Annotated in this window: 18 protein-coding genes; 15 read left to right on the top strand and 3 right to left on the bottom strand. The window is 73.2% G+C overall.

The features are described from left to right. Position 1: 1 nt before the first annotated feature. The 12 genes from IFY26_RS14605 to IFY26_RS14550 all read left to right on the top strand — a co-directional run bounded on the left by IFY26_RS14605 (position 2) and on the right by IFY26_RS14550 (position 9932). Positions 2-253 carry an RNA-binding protein gene (locus tag IFY26_RS14605; RefSeq protein ID WP_232549733.1) on the top strand — a complete coding sequence of 84 codons (252 nt, stop codon included), beginning with the start codon at positions 2-4 and terminating at the stop codon, positions 251-253. A gap of 63 nt (positions 254-316) precedes the next feature. After that, positions 317-847: a ribosome maturation factor RimM gene (gene rimM / locus IFY26_RS14600; protein WP_232549732.1), complete on the top strand. Its 531-nt coding sequence runs from the start codon at positions 317-319 to the stop codon at positions 845-847. 2 nt (positions 848-849) lie between these two features. Further along, on the top strand, positions 850-1587 hold the full coding sequence (gene trmD, locus IFY26_RS14595) for a tRNA (guanosine(37)-N1)-methyltransferase TrmD (RefSeq protein WP_232549731.1): 738 nt from the start codon (positions 850-852) through the stop codon (positions 1585-1587). Between the two features lie 99 nt (positions 1588-1686). After that, on the top strand, positions 1687-2388 hold the full coding sequence (locus tag IFY26_RS14590) for a succinate dehydrogenase cytochrome b subunit (RefSeq protein ID WP_232549730.1): 702 nt from the start codon (positions 1687-1689) through the stop codon (positions 2386-2388). Then, on the top strand, positions 2388-4412 hold the full coding sequence (locus tag IFY26_RS14585) for a fumarate reductase/succinate dehydrogenase flavoprotein subunit (protein WP_232549729.1): 2025 nt from the start codon (positions 2388-2390) through the stop codon (positions 4410-4412). The genes IFY26_RS14590 and IFY26_RS14585 overlap by 1 nt, the downstream gene beginning before the upstream one ends. After that, on the top strand, positions 4409-5170 hold the full coding sequence (locus IFY26_RS14580; protein WP_232549728.1) for a succinate dehydrogenase/fumarate reductase iron-sulfur subunit: 762 nt from the start codon (positions 4409-4411) through the stop codon (positions 5168-5170). Before IFY26_RS14585 ends, IFY26_RS14580 begins: the two co-directional genes overlap by 4 nt. Before the next feature lie 210 nt (positions 5171-5380). Next, on the top strand, positions 5381-5731 hold the full coding sequence (rplS, locus tag IFY26_RS14575) for a 50S ribosomal protein L19 (RefSeq protein ID WP_232549727.1): 351 nt from the start codon (positions 5381-5383) through the stop codon (positions 5729-5731). 24 nt (positions 5732-5755) lie between these two features. Continuing rightward, on the top strand, positions 5756-6532 hold the full coding sequence (gene lepB / locus IFY26_RS14570) for a signal peptidase I (protein WP_232549726.1): 777 nt from the start codon (positions 5756-5758) through the stop codon (positions 6530-6532). A gap of 4 nt (positions 6533-6536) precedes the next feature. Further along, a complete protein-coding gene (locus IFY26_RS14565) occupies positions 6537-7175 on the top strand; it encodes a ribonuclease HII (RefSeq protein WP_232549725.1) in 639 nt (212 codons plus the stop codon). Further along, the gene (locus IFY26_RS14560) at positions 7172-7483 is read left to right on the top strand and encodes a DUF2469 domain-containing protein (protein ID WP_182815893.1); all 312 of its coding nucleotides are present in this window, start codon (positions 7172-7174) and stop codon (positions 7481-7483) included. Before IFY26_RS14565 ends, IFY26_RS14560 begins: the two co-directional genes overlap by 4 nt. Positions 7484-7488: 5 nt before the next feature. Next, positions 7489-8646 carry a type III PLP-dependent enzyme domain-containing protein gene (locus IFY26_RS14555; RefSeq protein ID WP_232549724.1) on the top strand — a complete coding sequence of 386 codons (1158 nt, stop codon included), beginning with the start codon at positions 7489-7491 and terminating at the stop codon, positions 8644-8646. Beyond that, a complete protein-coding gene (locus tag IFY26_RS14550) occupies positions 8643-9932 on the top strand; it encodes a D-arabinono-1,4-lactone oxidase (protein WP_232549723.1) in 1290 nt (429 codons plus the stop codon). The genes IFY26_RS14555 and IFY26_RS14550 overlap by 4 nt, the downstream gene beginning before the upstream one ends. A 24-nt stretch (positions 9933-9956) precedes the next feature. On the opposite strand, the gene IFY26_RS14545 is transcribed toward IFY26_RS14550, so the two are convergent. Both IFY26_RS14545 and IFY26_RS14540 read right to left on the bottom strand, forming a co-directional pair. Beyond that, a complete protein-coding gene (locus IFY26_RS14545; protein WP_232549722.1) occupies positions 9957-12422 on the bottom strand; it encodes a LuxR C-terminal-related transcriptional regulator in 2466 nt (821 codons plus the stop codon). Between the two features lie 138 nt (positions 12423-12560). Further along, positions 12561-13586: a hypothetical protein gene (locus tag IFY26_RS14540; RefSeq protein ID WP_232549721.1), complete on the bottom strand. Its 1026-nt coding sequence runs from the start codon at positions 13584-13586 to the stop codon at positions 12561-12563. An 88-nt stretch (positions 13587-13674) separates the two neighbouring features. Between IFY26_RS14540 and IFY26_RS18275 the strand changes: the two genes are divergently transcribed. Genes IFY26_RS18275 through IFY26_RS14525 form a run of 3 tightly spaced genes read left to right on the top strand, consistent with a single transcriptional unit; the run spans position 13675 to position 16764 of the window. Further along, positions 13675-14040, top strand: coding sequence for a YraN family protein (locus tag IFY26_RS18275; protein ID WP_232549720.1), 366 nt, complete (start codon positions 13675-13677; stop codon positions 14038-14040). Beyond that, positions 14037-15578, top strand: a complete 1542-nt coding sequence (locus tag IFY26_RS14530; RefSeq protein ID WP_463366325.1) for a YifB family Mg chelatase-like AAA ATPase — start codon at positions 14037-14039, stop codon at positions 15576-15578. Before IFY26_RS18275 ends, IFY26_RS14530 begins: the two co-directional genes overlap by 4 nt. After that, positions 15571-16764, top strand: coding sequence for a DNA-processing protein DprA (locus tag IFY26_RS14525; RefSeq protein WP_232549719.1), 1194 nt, complete (start codon positions 15571-15573; stop codon positions 16762-16764). The genes IFY26_RS14530 and IFY26_RS14525 overlap by 8 nt, the downstream gene beginning before the upstream one ends. On the opposite strand, the gene IFY26_RS14520 is transcribed toward IFY26_RS14525, so the two are convergent. Next, a complete protein-coding gene (locus IFY26_RS14520; protein WP_232549718.1) occupies positions 16721-17479 on the bottom strand; it encodes a sulfite exporter TauE/SafE family protein in 759 nt (252 codons plus the stop codon). The genes IFY26_RS14525 and IFY26_RS14520 overlap by 44 nt on opposite strands. Positions 17480-17624: the final 145 nt, after the last annotated feature.

Genomic DNA, 17624 nt, shown 5'->3' with positions numbered 1-17624 from the left:
CGTGCTGCCCGACGCGCTGGAGCACCTCGTCCGGGGCCTCGTGACCAATCCGGACGACGTCACCGTGTCCGACCTCGAACGGCGTCGCGTGCGCACCCTCGAGGTGCGGGTGAACCCCGAGGACATCGGCAAGGTGATCGGACGCCAGGGCCGCACGGCGAGCGCGCTGCGCACCGTCATCACGGCCCTGGCCGGCCGCGAGCAGGTGCGGGTCGACTTCATCGACGTCGACCGGCGGTCGCGCCGCAACTGAACCACCACGGATCCCCGGGCCGCGCGGCCCGGGGATCCGTCTTTTCCACGGCAGGAGGCCGAGATGGCGAGCGAGATCGACGTGCTGGTCGGCACCGTGGGGCGCGCCCACGGATTGCGCGGTGAGGTCAGCGTCCACGTCCGCACCGACGAGCCCGAGCGCCGCTTCGTACCCGGTGCGCGGCTGCGGGTCACCCCACCGCAGGGGCGCGCGTCCGAGCGCACCGTGCGGGAGGCCCGCTGGCACTCCGGCACGCTGCTGCTGGCGTTCGAGGGGGTGGGGGACCGGACGGCGGCCGAGGCGCTGCGCGGGGCGGAACTGTGGGTCGACGTGCCGGCCGACGAGGCGCCCATGGACGCCGACGAGTTCTACGACCGGCAGCTGGTCGGCCTCGTGGTGCGCGACCACACCGGGGCCGAGGCGGGTCGCGTCCGGGAAGTGCTGCACCTGCCGGCCCACGACACCCTGGTGGTCGACACCCCCACCGGGCAGCGGCTCGTGCCGTTCGTGGGCGCGCTGGTGCCCGTCGTCGACCTCGCGGCCGGGTTCGTCCAGGTGGCGGACGTCGGCGGCCTGCTCACCGAACAGGAGTGAGCGTGCAGGCCGACATCGTCACGATCTTCCCCGACTACTTCGCGCCGCTGGACCTGTCGCTCATCGGCAAGGCGCGGGCGGCGGGCCTGGTGGACTGGCGCGTCCACGACCTGCGGGCCTGGACGCACGACCGCCACCGCACGGTGGACGACACCCCCTACGGCGGGGGCGCCGGCATGGTGATGAAGCCCGAGCCCTGGGGCGAGGCGTTCGACGCCGTGCTGGGGCGGGCCGACGCCCCGCCGACGCTCGTCGTCCCGACCCCGAGCGGCGAACCGTTCCGGCAGGCCACCGCCCACGAGTTCGCCGCGCTGCCCCACCTGCTGTTCGCCTGCGGCCGCTACGAGGGCATCGACGCCCGCGTGGTCGAGCACGCGCGCACCCGGATGCCCGTGCGCGAGGTGTCGCTGGGCGACTACGTGCTCAACGGGGGAGAGGTCGCTGTCCTCGCGATCCTGGAGGCCGTCGTGCGGCTGCTGCCCGGCGTCGTGGGCAACCCGGCGAGCCTGGTGGAGGAGTCCCACAGTGTCGCCGGGGCCGGCTGGCTGGAGTACCCGGTGTACACCAAGCCGCTGAGCTGGCGGGGGCTCGACGTGCCGCCGGTGCTCCTGTCCGGCCACCACGGTCAGGTGGCCGCCTGGCGGGCCGAGCAGTCGCTGGAACGCACGCGGGCACGACGTCCGGATCTGCTCCCCGACACCCCGCCCGCGGCCGAAATAGGGGACGCCGAACTGGCGTAAATGCCGCAGTGGGGGCCCGAATCGACCCACGTCGGGGCGATCTCGCGAAATCGCGTGGGAAGACACGACAAGGCAGGAGTGTTTGTCTAGGGTTGACCCGTGGCTACGACAACTTTGACTCCCCACCAGCGGGCTGTCAGATCGACCGTCGCCCTGAAGGTGCTCATGGCACTGACGGGTCTGATCATGGTCGTCTTCCTGCTGGCGCACATGTACGGCAACCTGAAGGTGTTCCTCGGCGCGGATGCCTTCGACCACTACGCACACTGGCTGAAGGGGGAGATCCTCTACCCGCTGGTGCCGGAGGGGTGGTTCATCTGGATCTTCCGCTTCGTCATGCTCGCGGCCATCGCGGGTCACGTGTACGCGGCCGCGGTGCTGAGCGCGCGCAACGTGAGCTCGCGCTCCAGCAAGTACGCCCACGGGCACAACCACCAGCAGACGTATGCGGCCCGCACCATGCAGTGGGGCGGCGTCATCCTGCTGATCGGCCTGATCTTCCACCTGCTGCAGTTCACCGCCCAACTCGTGACGACGGGCTTCGCGTCCGGCTCCGAGCCGTACCACATGGTGATCGCGACCTTCTCCCAGTGGTGGCTGGTGCTCGCCTACGCCGTCTGGGTGTTCGTCGTGTGCCTGCATGTGCGCCACGGCGTGTGGAGCGCGTTGACGACGCTCGGCGCCAACACCTCCCCCTCGGCCCGCGCCTTCCTCAACGGGCTCGCGTGGGTGATCGCGGTGGTGTTGTTCGTGGGCTTCATGATCATGCCGGTGGCGGTTCTCTTCGGATGGGTGCAGTGATGGCGACGGCAGTGAACGAGACGACGCAGAACCCGGGTGCGGGGGCCTACTTCGAGGTCGGCGCCGACATCGGTGACACCAAGGCCCCTGACGGCCCGATCGACCGCAAGTGGAGCCAGCGCAAGTTCGGCGCGGCCCTGGTCAACCCGGCCAACCGCCGCAAGCTGAGCGTGATCGTGGTCGGCACCGGCTTGGCGGGCGGCGCCGCGGCGGCGACGCTGGGCGAGGCCGGCTACAACGTGCTGAACTTCTGCTACCAGGACAGCCCGCGCCGCGCCCACTCCATCGCAGCGCAGGGCGGCATCAATGCGGCGAAGAACTACCGCAACGACAACGACTCGACGTACCGGCTGTTCTACGACACGGTGAAGGGCGGCGACTACCGCGCCCGGGAGAACAACGTGTACCGGCTGGCCGAGGTCAGCGCGAACATCATCGACCAGTGCGTCGCCCAAGGCGTCCCGTTCGCCCGCGAGTACGGCGGCCTGCTCGACAACCGCAGCTTCGGCGGCGTGCAGGTGCAGCGCACCTTCTATGCGCGCGGCCAGACGGGCCAGCAGTTGCTGATCGGTGCCTACCAGAGCCTGGAGCGCCAGGTCGCGGCGGGCACGGTGCAGATGTTCGCCCGCCACGAGATGCTCGAGCTGATCCTCGTCGACGGCCGCGCCCGCGGCATCGTGACCCGCAACATGGTCACCGGCGCCATCGAGGCGCACACGGCGGACGCCGTCGTGCTCGCCACCGGCGGCTACGGCAACGTGTTCTTCCTCTCGACCAATGCGATGGGCTGCAACGTGACCGCCTGCTGGCGGGCCCACCGCAAGGGCGCCTACTTCGGCAACCCCTGCTACACGCAGATCCACCCCACCTGCATCCCCGTGCACGGCGACACGCAGTCGAAGCTGACGCTCATGAGCGAGTCGTTGCGCAACGACGGCCGGATCTGGGTGCCGAAGAACGCCGAGGACTGCGACAAGGATCCGCGCGAGATCGCCGAGGAGGACCGCGACTACTACCTGGAGCGGATCTACCCGGCCTTCGGCAACCTGGTGCCCCGCGACATCGCGTCGCGGCAGGCCAAGAACCGGTGTGACGAGGGCCGCGGTGTCGGCCCGGCCGTGGAGGAGGTCGACCACGAGACCGGCGAGACCCGCCGCGTCCGCCGCGGTGTCTACCTCGACTTCGCGTCCGCGATCGAGCGCATGGGCCGCCAGACGGTGGAGAACAAGTACGGCAACCTGTTCGACATGTACGCCCAGATCACGGGCGAGAACCCGTACGAGACGCCGATGCGCATCTACCCGGCCGTGCACTACACGATGGGCGGGCTGTGGGTCGACTACGACCTGATGAGCAACATCACCGGCCTGTACGTCACCGGTGAGGCGAACTTCTCCGACCACGGCGCCAACCGCCTGGGCGCGTCCGCGCTCATGCAGGGCCTCGCCGACGGCTACTTCGTGCTGCCGAACACCATCAACGACTACCTGTCGAAGGGGCCGTTCGAGAAGGTGGGGGCCGACCACCCGGCGGTGGTCGAGGCGCTGCGGGAGACGACCTCGCGCGTGGAGCGCCTGCTCGCGATCAACGGCAGCCGCACGGTGGACAGCTTCCACAAGGAGCTCGGCACCATCATGTGGGAGTACTGCGGCATGGAGCGGAGCGAGGAGGGCCTGACGTTCGCGATCGCGCGCATCCGGGAGCTCCGCGAGGAGTTCTGGCGCGACGTGAAGGTGACGGGGCTGAACGAGGACTTCAACCAGACCCTCGAGCGCGCCGGCCGCGTGGCCGACTTCCTGGAGATGGGCGAGCTGATGTGCGTGGACGCCCTCCACCGCCGGGAGTCCTGCGGCGGACACTTCCGCGCCGAGTCCCAGACCGAGGACGGGGAGGCGCTGCGCCACGACGACGAGTTCCTGTACGTCGCGGCGTGGGAGTTCACCGGCGTGGGCAACAAGCCGGTGCTGCACAAGGAAGCGCTCGTGTACGACAACGTCGAGCTGAAGCAGAGGAGCTACAAGTGATCATCAACCTGCGAGTCTGGCGGCAGGCCAGCGCCAGCGCGGAGGGGAAGATGGTCTCCTACCGCGTCGAGGGCGTGTCGGAGGACATGAGCTTCCTCGAGATGCTCGACCTGCTGAACGAGGACCTGACGCTCAAGGGCGAGGAGCCCATCGCGTTCGACCACGACTGCCGCGAGGGCATCTGCGGCATGTGCGGCGTCGTGATCAACGGCTCCGCGCACGGCCGCGCGTCCTCGCCGGTGCCGACCACGACCTGCCAGTTGCACATGCGGTCGTTCGCCGACGGGGCGACGATCGACGTGGAGCCGTGGCGGGCGGGGGCGTTCCCGGTGATCAAGGACCTGGTGGTCGACCGGACGGCGTTCGACCGGATCATCCAGGCCGGGGGCTTCATCTCGGTCAACGCGGGCGCGGCGCCGGAGGCCCACTCCGTGCCGGCTCCGAAGATCGAGGCCGACCGTGCCTTCGACGCCGCCACGTGCATCGGCTGCGGCGCCTGCGTCGCGGCGTGCCCGAACGGGTCGTCGATGCTGTTCACCTCGGCGAAGATCACGCACCTGGCGATGCTGCCCCAGGGGCAGCCGGAGCGCTACTCCCGCGTCAAGGCGATGGTCGCGACGCAGGACGAGCTCGGCTTCGGAGGGTGCACCAACATCGGCGAGTGCGCGGCGGTCTGCCCCAAGCAGATCCCGCTCGACACGATCAGCCAGCTGAACCGCGACCTCATCAAGGCGCTGTTCCGCAAGGACGGCAAGTAGCAGGTACGCCTGTTGCTCTGGCTCTGACCCGGCCGGCCCCGCACGTGCTGCGGGGCCGGCCGGGTCGCGTCCGAGGGTCGATTTCGCCGGCTCGGACGGGTGTGGCAAACTTGGTCAGGTTGTGCTGCGCCCCTGCCGCGGGGGGACAGGTGCAGCGCCCACGAACACTGTCGACTACCAGGTGACCTGCGGCACCGGCGAGGACCTCCCATGAACCAGATCATCTCCGAGCTCGCAGCCGAGCAGCTGCGCAGCGACATCCCCGACTTCCGTCCCGGCGACTCCGTGCGCGTGCACGTCCGCGTCGTCGAGGGCACCCGCTCCCGCATCCAGGTGTTCGCCGGCGTGGTCATCGCTCGCAACGGGCGCGGCGTGGGCGAGGCCTTCACCGTCCGCAAGGTGTCCTTCGGCACCGGCGTGGAGCGCACCTTCCCGCTGCACTCCCCGATCATCGAGAAGATCGAGGTCGAGCGCCGCGGCGACGTCCGCCGCGCGAAGCTGTACTACCTGCGCGGGCTGCGCGGCAAGGCGGCCAAGATCAAGGAGAAGCGCGACAACTGAGTGCGCGCGCACAGGAACAGGGCCGTGGAGTCGGACGAGCAGGACCGCGCACCCCAACCCCAGCGGGCAGCTGCCGGGGCGTGGAGCTTCCTCAAAGAGGTGCTCATCGTGGTGGTCGGGGCGCTCATCGCCTCCACGGTCCTGCGTCTGTTCCTGCTCCAGGTGTTCCTCATCCCGAGCCGGTCGATGGAGACCACCCTCGACGTCGGCGACCGCGTCGCCGTGCTCAAGCTGGGCGGCTTCGAGCGCGGTGACGTCGTCGTGTTCCGCGACGACCTCGAATGGCTGGGCAACCCCGACCGGTACACCCGCCCGTGGTGGCAGGAGGCGTTGACGTTCGTGGGGCTCGTGCCCGACGAGGCCACGAACCACCTCGTGAAGCGGGTCATCGGCCTGGCGGGCGACCACGTCGTCTGCTGCGACACGGGCGGCCGCATCACGGTGAACGGCGCGGCGCTGGACGAGACGTCCTACCTGTACACGGATCCCTCCGGGGTGCAGGACGGCGCCTCGACCTACCCGTTCGACGTGGTCGTTCCCGTCGGACGCGTGTTCGTCCTCGGTGACCACCGCACCAACTCGGCCGACTCGCGCTGCCACCTCGACGAGGCGGTGGGCGGCATCGCCGGGCTCGGGGCGTTCCCCCTGACCGAATCCGTCGTCGGGCGGGCGACGGCCACCATTTTCCCGTTCGACCGCTGGCGCGGCTTCGCGACGCCCGCCACCTTCGCGGCCATCGGCGACGCCCCCCAGCCGGCGCCGCTGGAGCCGACGGTCACCGGGGAACTGCCCCCCTGCTGACGCCGTGGCCTTCGTCGTGCGCCGCGATGCCGGCCTCTACGGGTACGAACGGGCCCTCGGCCGGGCCGGGTTCGCCCGCGTGGCCGGGGCCGACGAGGCCGGGCGCGGTGCCTGTGCCGGCCCGCTGGTGGCGGCGGCGGTCGTCCTGCCGCCCCGGCCCCTCGAGGGCCTCAACGACTCCAAGAAGCTGACGGCCCGCGCCCGGGAGCGGCTGTATGCGGCCATCACGAGCGCGGCGCTGGCCTGGTCGGTGGTGCGGGTGGAGCCCGCCGAGTGCGACCACCTCGGCATGCACGTCGCGAACCTGGAGGCGCTGCGCCGAGCGGTCGCGCTGCTCGAGGTGCGGCCCGACTTCGTCCTGACCGACGGGTTCGGGGTGGACGGGCTCGGCACCCCGTCGTTGGCGATGTGGAAGGGCGACGCCGTGGCCGCCAGCGTCGCCGCGGCGTCCGTGGTGGCCAAGGTGACGCGCGACGCCATCATGACCGCCTACGCCGGCGATCACCCCACCTACGCGTTCGACGTGCACAAGGGGTACTGCACCCCGTTGCACCAGTCCGAGCTCGACGCGCAGGGCCCGTGCGCGATCCATCGCATGAAGTGGGACAACGTGCGCCGAGCCACTAGGCTGGAGCGACCATGAGCACCGAGGATCTCGAGCAGTACGAATCCGAGCTGGAGCTGCAGCTCTACCGCGAGTACAAGGACGTGGTGGGCATCTTCACCTACGCGGTGGAGACCGAGCGCCGCTTCTACCTGTGCAACGCCGTCGACCTGAAGGTGCGCACCGAGGGTGGCGACGTGTACTACGAGGTCTCGATGGGCGACGCCTGGGTGTGGGACATGTACCGGCCTGCCCGCTTCGTGAAGTCGGCGAAGGTGCTGACCTTCCGCGACGTGTCGATCGAGGAGATCGCGCACTCCGAGCTCCAGGTTCCCGACAACCTCTGACGGCCATGGTCCGTGCCGGGGCGACGCCGCCCGACCTGCCGCTGCTCGTCCCGGGCGCGCCCGCGGCCGTCGTCGATCTCGCGGCGTTCGACGCCAACGCCGACGACTTGGTGCGCCGGGCCGGCGGGAGGCCCATCCGCGTGGCGTCGAAATCGCTGCGCTGCCGGGCCCTGCTGGAGCGGACGCTGGCCCGCCCCGGTTTCGCCGGGGTGATGGCGTACTCGCTGGCCGAGGCGATCTGGCTGGTGCGCACCGGCACGAGCGACGACGTCTTCGTCGCCTACCCCAGCGCCGACCTCGCCGCCCTGCGCACGGTGGCCGCCGACGCAGCCCTGCGCCGCGCGATCACGTTGGCCGTGGACGCGACCGAGCAGCTGGAGCTGTGGGCCGGCGCGCTCGGGTCGGGCGCGGGGGTGCGCGTCGCGGTGGACGTGGATGCCGGCCTGCGGCTGGGGCCGCTGCGGATCGGTGCCCGCCGTTCGCCGGTGTGGACGCCGTCCCACGCCGCCGCGGTCGCGCGCCACGCGGTGGCGCGCGGGTTCGTTGTGGTCGGCGCTCTGTTCTACGACGCGCAGGTGGCGGGGGTGGCGGACGCCTCGGCTGCGGTCCGCTGGGTGAAGCGCCGCTCGCTGGCCCAGCTGGCGCGGCGCCGCACGGGGATCGTGGCGGCGCTGCGCGAGGTCGCCCCGTTGGAGTTCGTCAACGTCGGCGGCACGGGAAGTCTCGACCGGTTCGGTGCCGACCCGGTGATCACGGAGGTGGCGGCCGGTTCGGGGTTGTACGGCCCGGCCCTGTTCGACGGCTACGACGGGTTCGCACCCCGGGCGGCCCTGTGGTTCGCGACCCCCGTGGTGCGGCGTCCGGGGCGGGGGTTGGTGACGGTGTTCGCCGGCGGCTACGCGGCCTCGGGCGCCGCGGGCCCCGACCGGCTGCCGCGTCCGGCGTCCGGGCTGCGGCTGCTGGGGTTGGAGGGGGCCGGGGAGGTGCAGACCCCCGTGCGGGGCCGCCGGGCGCGCCGCTTGCGCGTGGGCGACCCCGTCTGGTTTCGACCGGCCAAGGCCGGGGAGGTGCTCGAGCGCTTCGACGCGGTGCACCTCGCGGACGCGGGCCGCGTCGTCGACGTGGTGCCCACGTACCGGGGCGAGGGGAGGAACTTCGGATGAGGTGGAGCAATTGGGCCGACACGTCGTCGGTCTGCGGCATCGAGGTGGCCGAGCCGGCCGCCACCGCGGAGGTCTCGGCGTTCCTGCGCGAGGCGTCCGAACACGGACGCCGGGTGCGACCGATCGGTGCGGGTCACTCGTTCAGCGCGGTGGCGCGCCCGGTGGATCTCGCGGTGGACCTGCGGCGCCTGTGCGGCGTCCGGGTGATCGCCGACGGCGGGGGACGGGTCCGGGTGGGTGCCGGGATCGTCCTGGGTGACCTGAACGCGGCGCTCGCGGCGCAGGGGCTGGCGCTGCCGAACCTCGGCGACATCGACCGGCAGCGCCTGGCCGGCGCCCTGGCCACCGGCACGCACGGCACCGGGGGGCGGCTGCACGGGCTGGCGTCCGCGGTGACGGGGCTCACGGTGGTGACGCCCGACGGGCAGATCCACGCCACCGCCCCGGGGGATGGGCTGTTCGAGGCGGCGCGGATCAGCCTGGGGGCGCTGGGTGTGGTCACCGAGGTGGAGCTCGCGACGGTGCCGGCGTTCCGGTTGCGGGCCGAGGAGGGGCCCGAACCGCTGGACGCCGTGCTCGCCGACGTCGACGCCTTCGTCGCCTCGGCCGACCACGCGGAGTTCTTCTGGTTCCCGCACACGCGCATCGCCTCGACGCGCCGGAACCACCGCGTGGACGACGGCGGGGGCCGTCCCCTGCCGCGGTGGCAGAGCCACCTGAGTGACCACCTGCTGGGCAACCGTGCCTACGAGCTGGTCAACCGGGTGGGGGCGGCTCGTCCCGGGTGGGTGCCGGCGCTCAACCGGCTCAGCGCCGCAACCCTGGGCCGGCGCACCTACACCGACGCCTCGGCGCAGGTGTTCTGCTCCGAGCGGTCGGTGCGCTTCGCCGAGAGCGAGTACGCCCTGCCGCGGGCTGCGGTCGTCCCGGCGCTGCGCGACCTGCGCGCCTGGTTCGACCGGACGCGCGCCGCCGTGACCTTTCCCCTGGAGGTCCGGTTCCTGGCCGCCGACGACGTGTGGCTGTCCGGCGCGCAGGGGCGCGACACGGCGTATGTGGCGTGCCACCAACACGTGCGCGGCGGCTTCGCCGACGTGTTCGCGGCGTTCGAGACGATCATGGCGGCGTACGACGGGCGTCCGCACTGGGGCAAGCTGCACACGGTGGACGCGGCGCGGCTCGCGGAGCTGCACCCGCACTTCGAGGACTTCCTTGCCGTGCGTGAGCGCTGCGATCCTGCCCGGGTGCTGACCAACCCTCACCTGGAGCGCATCCTCGGGCCCTGACCCCTGCCCGGATGGGGCGCCGGCTCAGAGCAGGCCGAGGGCGCGGCCCACCTCGACGGCGCTGTGCCGGTCGTGGACGCCGAGGCGGCGGTAGAGCTCCTTCGCGGTCGAACGGACGGTCTCGGTGCCGAGGAAGAGCTCCTGGGCCACCTGGGCCATGGTGGCGTCGGTGGCCAGCGCGCGCAGGACGTCGAGCTGGCGTCGGGTGAGCTTCACGTCCGGGAGGACCGGGGGGGCGGCGTCCGCAGCCAGGCCTGGCAGCGCGCGCACCGCGGGGGAGGCGAGCCGGGCGGTGACCAGGGCGCGGACCCGGTCGGGGAAGAGGGCGACGGTGCCGACCTGCTCGTCCCACGGTTCGGCGGCCAGCGCCACCTCGCTCTCCGCCCGGCGGCCGTCCGCCAGCAGCGCCTCGAGCCGGGCGCCGAGGGCCAGCAGCCGCCAGTGGGGGGCCAGGTCGGCCAGCGCGAGCACCTCGTGCGCCATCTTCTCGGCGGCGGCGGGGTGGCCGCCCGCCAGCGCGAGGTGGGCGCGGACGGCCATGCCGAGGGCCGGCGGCAGCGGTGCGCGTTCCAGCACCTGCTGGGCCCGCCCGGGCTGACCGGCCCGGGCGTGCAGCAACACCAATGCGGCGCGCAGCCCCCACCACGCCCAGGCTGGGCTCTCGGTCCACGCCGCACGGCCGAGCATGGCGTGCAGCCACTCGGCGGCCGCCGCCGGCCCGTGCCGCAGCAGGACGCCGCGCGCGCGGGCGAGGGCGTCCTCGGGCGCGAAGTCCCGCTCGGTGTCGACGAACTCCAGCGGCGCGTCGGCCGGGATGGACCCGCGGTCGAGGGCGACGAGCCGGGCCGCGAGATCCGCGAGCTCGGCGGTGGTCTCGTCGGGAGGATCGGCGTGGGTGTGGTGGGCGTAGCTCTCCAGGCGGACGGTCGCCACGGCGGGGGAGCCGACGACGGCGCTGGTGAACGCCGCGTGCGCGAGGACGCTGGGGCGCAGCAACGGGAACCAGGCGGCGCGGGTGCCGAGGGCGTGCATGAGCCGGGTCGCGAGCCGGACCAGCGACAGCGCCACCTGCAGGTCGCCGATGCGCACCGCGGCCTCGCTGGCCGCCAACGACAACGAGATGAGGGATGCCGCCTCGTCGGCGCGGGCCCGGACGCCGGCACTCTCCACCTGGTGGCACAGGTCGGTGAGGAAGGTGTGCACGGTGGCGAGATCGGCGGACGCATCCGCCTGCGTCCAGGGCCGTCCGGGCGCGATGACCCGCGTGATCTGCTCGCGCACCGCCTGGCTCGGCCCACCACGCTGGGGTGCTTCCGCCAGGTGGAGGCGGCCGAGGTCGAGCCAGCCATTGAGCACGCCCGGTGCGGACGGCCGGGGTTCCTGCGGATCCACGAACCGCCGGCCGGCCGCGAGGTGCGTCAGGCGCTCCGGCACGGGCGAGGGCCAGGCCGAGGCACACCGCCGACGTTGGGCAGGGGTGAGGTGCACGAGGAGGTGGGCCGCGGTGCCGAGGACGTGGTCCAGCGCGGCCCAGGCACCCAGCCGGGTGAACAGCCGGACCGCCTCCAACGCCGGGACGGGAGCGGCCAGGGCGGCGGCGACGACGGCCTTCCGGCCGGGCGCGGCGCGGCGGGGACCGGCCTGCAACGCGGCGGCGAGAGCACCGGGCAGCGCAGGGTCGTGCCCGTCGACGCGCGTCACCAGCGAACAGGAGCGGGTCCGACGGACCGCGGCGAGCGGCACCGGTGCCGCTGCCAACCGGGACGCGAGCAGAGCGACGCTCTCTTCGTGCAGCCGGCCGCACCACACGTGCAGCCCGAGCAGCGGATCGGCCGCGACGGCCGCGGCGCTGCGGTCGGCCCACGCCCGGGCGAGACGGGTCATGGTGGCGGTGGCCCGGTCGCGGAAGGCAGGGTCTTGGGGGGCGGTGTGGCTGAGGGTGGCGTCGCGGGGCTCGGGGTCGGTCGGCTTCGGGCCGGCCCGAGTCCACGGACCCACGAGGGCGGGGACGCCCCCGGTGGCGGCGAGCAGCGCGTGGGCCTCGTCCGTGGTGGGGGTACAGGGCAGGGCGGAGAGGACCTCGGCGGTCGTCAGGGTGAGGTCGCGATGGTCGAGCACCAGGTCGAACGCGGCGAGCTGCGCCTCGGTGGGTGTGGCGTCGCCGGCGCAGACCACCGCCCACACCGAGGCCGGAGGATCCGAGGTGGCCACGCGGCGGACCTCCTCCGCCGCCACGGGTGCCGCCGCGGGGTCGTCCACGAGCACCAGCACCGGGCTGGCGCCGGCCAGGGCTCCGGGCAGGTGGGCCGCGTCCCCCGGCAGGTGCAGGCGGACCGGTGGGCGTCCGGTCGCGTGGGCGAGCGCGGCCGCCGTCAGCGCGGCCGGCCAGTACTCGGCCGGCGCGTGGACTGCCGTGGCGATGGCGTGATGGAAGCGAGGCGCCAGACGTGGGGCCGCCGCCCTCGGCAGGGGGGACGGATCGAGGGTCATTCGGGTTCTCCTCGCCGCATCGCTGGCGCCACGCCGGGCGAGGCCGGGCCCGCGTGGGTCAACTGCGGGTGACGGCCGAGGGCGTGGCTCGTCTGGTTCTCCGGTCAGTATTCCACGGCGGGGCGTGCCCGGGGCGGCTCACACGGGCCGGTTCGCCCCGAGGCCGGGTTGGTGGCTTCGCGGCGTGCGCGCCACCTGCTCGGCGCGTAGGCGCGGAAGAATCACGTCGGCGAACAGCGGGTTGAACAGGTCGGGTCGGTAGGACAGGTTGTCGTGGGTGGCCCCGGGAACCCGGATGAGCTCCATGCCGGGCAACACCTCCCGCCAGTCCGCGTAGGCGCCCTCGGTGTCGACCATCACGTCGTCGGCCGGGTCGCCGGTGGTGAGGTAGACGGAGTAGGGCATGCGGGGCGGCTCCTCCAGCGCCGAGGCGCGCGTCAGGCTGCAGAGCTGGTTGACGATGACCCGGCCCCGGTAGGAGGTGCCCGAGCGGTAGGCCTGCGCCACGTCACGCGTGCTGTTCACGTGCCCCTGGGAATTCTGGTTCAGCACCTCGAGCAGGCCGAGGGTGACGCGTCCGGGGGCGACCAGCCAGCACGACTGGTCCAGCAGTGCCTGCACCGTCCGGCCGCCGCGCACGCGGGTGCGCTTGCCAGGGCCGGGGCCGGTGTTGACGACGAAGCCGACCACACGGACGTCGGGGTGACGCTGCTCCAGGGACGCGACGACCTCCAGCCCGCGCACGTCGCCCATCGAGGACGCCACGAGGCCCAGGTACACCGGGGTTTGGCCGTCACCCGGGGGCGCGAGGATGTCGTGGAGGGCGTCCGCGGCTTCGTCGGGGTCGAACACACTGGCGTACTCGAGGGCCAGCACCCGGCCGTACCGGCCGACCGACGGGGCCAGGGCCAGGGCCTGGCGGCCACTGATGTCCAGGCCCAGGCCGTTGAGGAAGACGACGGCGAAGCGCGGGTCGTACGTCGCGGCGTCGCGGACGCCGGGGCTGGCCTCCACCACGGTCGTGCGCCGTTCCGGGCTCGTCGCAGCGGTGACGGCCGCGTCCACCGCCAGGGCGCCCACGACGAGGGTGACGACGAGCGTCAGCGTGAGGGCGCCGATTGCCGCCGGGCTGCGACGCGGGCGTGTCTTGTCGGGGCGGGCCACGTCCACAACCCTAAGCGGGGAGGCGGGAGTTTTCCACAAGGTCCTGTCCGGTGACCGGATCGGGGTCCGGCGGCCGAATGTGGAGGGCGTGACGGACGAACGAATGACGGTGGGGCGCCGCGGTGAGGATCTGGTGGCCGCCCATCTGGAACGGCGCGGCTGGTGCGTGCTGGCCCGCAACTGGCGCTGCGCCGAGGGAGAGATCGACCTCGTGGCGACCGACCCGGCCGGCGTGGCCGTGGTGTGTGAGGTGAAGACGCGCCGGGGTCTCGGCTACGGCAGCCCGCTGGAGGCGGTGACATGGGCCAAGGCGCGGCGGCTCCGGCGGCTCGCCGCGGCGTGGGCGCGGGCGCAGGGCGTCGGCCTGGGCGGTCTCCGGGTCGACGCCTTCGGCGTGCTGGTGCACCCCGACGGCACCGCGTCGATCCAGCATGTCAGCGGGGTGGACGGGTGAAGCTCGGGCTGGCGTTGTCGGTGGGGCTCGTGGGGTTGGAGGCGACGCTCGTGGAGGTGGAGGTCGCCCTGGGCAACGGGCTGCCGCGCACGGTGATCGTCGGGCTGCCGGACGCGGCGCTGAACGAGGCGCGCGACCGGTGTCGGGCGGCGATGGCCCACCTCGGTGTGCCGTGGCCGGCGCAGCTCGTCACGGTCAACCTCTCCCCGGCGACGCTGCCGAAGTCGGGCAGCCACTACGACCTCGCCATCGCGGCGGGCGTTTTGTGCGCGGCGGGGGAGGTGCCGCCCGAGCGCCTCGCCGGGTGCGTCGTGCTCGGAGAGCTGGCGCTCGACGGTCGGGTGCGTCCGGTGCGCGGCGTGTTGCCGTCGGTGCTGGCCGCACAGCGGGCGGGGTGTCACCACGCGGTGGTGCCGGCGGCGCAGGCGGCCGAGGCGCGGCTGGTCGAGGGGCTGGAGGTGGTGGGTGTCGAGACGCTCGCCGAGCTCGTCGCGGTGCTGCGGGGGGCGCCGCCCCCACCCAGGCTTCCCGAGGTGGCGGACCCGGCCGATCCGGCGCCCGCGCTCGACCTGGCGGACGTCGCCGGCCAACTCGAGGCGCGCTGGGCGGTCGAGGTCGCGGCGGCCGGGGGGCACCACCTGCACCTGCACGGGCCGCCCGGGGTGGGCAAGACGCTGCTGGCCGAGCGGTTGCCGGGGCTGTTGCCCGAGCTCGGGCCGGTCGAGTCGCTGGAGGTCTCCGCGCTGCGGTCGGTGTGCGGGCTGGGCCTGGAGCACGGCTTGGTGCGGCGCGCCCCGTTCGCGGCGCCCCATCACACGGCGACCGTGGCGGCCCTGGTGGGCGGCGGCTCGCGCATCGCCTCGCCCGGCGCGGTGTCGCTGGCCCATCACGGAATCCTGTTCCTGGATGAGGCCCCTGAGTTCAGCTCGGCGGCGCTGGAGGCCCTGCGGACACCGCTGGAGTCGGGCCAGGTCGTGCTCATCCGCTCCCAGGCGCAGACGACCTACCCGGCGCGTTTCCAGCTGGTGCTCGCCGCCAACCCCTGCCCGTGCGGCAACCGGGAGACGAGCGGCATGGAGTGCACCTGTTCGTCGACGGCGGTGCGGCGCTACCGCGACCGGCTGTCCGGGCCGATCCTCGACCGGGTCGACATCACCTGTCACCTGCGGCCGATGACGCAGTCCTACCTGCGCGCCTCCCGGGGCACGGCGGAGGACACGGCGACCGTCGCGGCGCGCGTCCTCGGCGCCCGCGAGCGGCAGCGGGCCCGGTTGGCGGGGCTGCCGTGGACGACGAACGCTGCGGTCCCCGGGCCCTGGCTGCGCCGTGAGTTGCCGTTGCCGGAGGGGGTGGAGCTGGTCGACCAGGCGGTCGCCCGGGGGCGGCTCAGCGCCCGGGGCGTCGACAAGGTGATGCGGATCGCCTGGACCGTCGCCGATCTCGCGGGTGCGGACCGTCCGGCCCGCGCCCATCTGCTCACCGCGTTGGCCATGCGCAGCGGTGGGCCCGACCTGGAGAAGGTGAGTGGTTGTGCTTGACGAAGACGACGAGCGGGGCGCCCGGATGCGGCTGGCCTGCGTGGTGGAGCCGGGGGACCCGGCGATCGGACCGCTGCTCCGCGAGTTCGGGGCGCCGGCGGTGTGGGAGCAGTTGCTGCGGCCGGGCCCGGACGGGGCGTGGCGGCGGCGGGCCGCGGCGCTCGACCTCCGCGGCGTGCACATGCTCATGCACCGGCACGGCCTGCGGTTCGTGGTTCCGGGCGACGACGAGTGGCCCGAGCAGCTGGCGCCGCTGGAGTACTGCGAGCCGGTCCAGGGATCCCGGGGCGTGCCGCTCGGCCTGTGGGTGTGCGGGCAGGGATCACTGGCGGAGCTCACGCGCTCGTCCGTGGCCCTGGTCGGGTCGCGGGCCTCGACCGCGTACGGGGAGCGGCTCGCGTGCGATCTGGCGGCCGACCTCGCCGCCGGGCGGCCCCACGGGACGCCGCTCACCGTGGTCTCCGGGGCCGCCTTCGGCATCGACGCCGCCGCCCACCGCGGCGCACTGGCCGAGGACGGGCCGACGGTCGCGGTGCTGGCCGGCGGGCTCGACACCCCCTACCCGAAGGCCCACGAGGCGCTGCTCGGCCGCATCGCCCACACCGGCGTGGTGGTGTCGGAGAACGCGCCCGGTGAGACGCCGTCGCGGCGCCGCTTCCTCTCCCGGAACCGCATCATCGCCGCCCTGTCGCTCGGGACCGTGATCGTCGAGGCGGCGCTGCGCAGCGGGGCGCGGAACACCGTGACCTGGGCCTCGGCCTGCGGTCGACCGGTGATGGCGGTGCCCGGACCGGTCGGGTCGGCGACCTCGGCCACGCCGCACCGGTTGATCCGGGGTGGGGAGGCCGTCCTGGTCGAACGGGTCGAGGACATCCGTGAGCAGGTGGGGCGCTTCGGCGAACTCGCGCCCGGACGTCCGCCCCAGGATCGGTTGTTCGACCACCTGGACGCCCCCGAGCGGGCCGTCTATGAGGCACTGCCTAGCCGGGGCGGGCGCGATGCCGGCGACGTCGCGCTCCGGTCCGGCCTGGCCCTGCCCGCGTGCCTGGCCGTGCTGGCCCACCTCGCGGAGCAGGACCTGGCCGAGAGGAGCGACCAGGGCGGGTGGCGGATCGGGCGGGTGCAGGATCGGCCGGTGCGCCTCAGCGCAGCAGCAACAGACCCGCCGACAGTGCCGATGCGATGAGGGTGACGACCTCGAACTGGCGCTGGGAGACGCGCCGGATCACCGCGATGCCGAGGGCGCAGCCGAGCAGGACGGCCGGCACCAGCAGCAGGTCCAGCAGCAGGTGGGCCGGTGTGAACAGCCCCAGGGCCGCGGTCAGCGGCACCTTGGCCAGGTTGATCAGGGCGAAGAACCAGGCGTTGGTGCCGATGAAGCGCACCTTGTCGATGCGGGCGGCCAGGAAGTACAGGGCCATGACGGGCCCCGCGGCGTTGGCGGTCATGGTGGTGAAACCGGCGGCGACGCCGGTGCCGATCGTCCGTGCGGGGTGGGGCTCGCCGACCTCCGTCTCGGGCGCGGCGGGACGCCGCCGCTGCCACAGCTGGAGCAGCACCATCGCCAGCAGCAGCAGCCCGATCGTGCGTCGCATGACGCCGTCGCTCACGAAGGCCATGAACAGGGCGCCCAGCAGCAGCCCCGGCAGGACGCTCGGCACCAGGCGCAGCAGGAGGCGCCACGAGACGGTGCGATACCGGAGGATCGCCACGGCGTCGCCGACCAGCAGCAGCACCAGGACGGCGGCGGTCGACTCGCGCGCCGGCATCGCCAGGGCGAAGATCGCGACCGAGATGCCGGCGATGCCTCCGAACGACGTCTTGGAGAAGCCGATCACCACGGCCGCCGCGGCCATCGCCGCCAGCATCGGCCACCCGTACCCCAGCACCTCGGCGATCACCGGGCCACCCTAGCCCGGCTAGGCACGACGGCGGGGGCGGCTGGCCTCGGCCGCGCGGTGGCGGTGCGCGCTGTTAAACCGAAATTCTGGGACGGATGCTGAGTGGTTTCCGGCGTTCCAGTACGGCACACTGAGAAAACCCCAA

The sequence above is a fragment of the Propioniciclava soli genome (assembly GCF_014858005.1).
GTDB classification, from domain to species: domain Bacteria; phylum Actinomycetota; class Actinomycetes; order Propionibacteriales; family Propionibacteriaceae; genus Propioniciclava; species Propioniciclava soli.
This window is presented reverse-complemented; position numbering and strand designations above follow the sequence as displayed.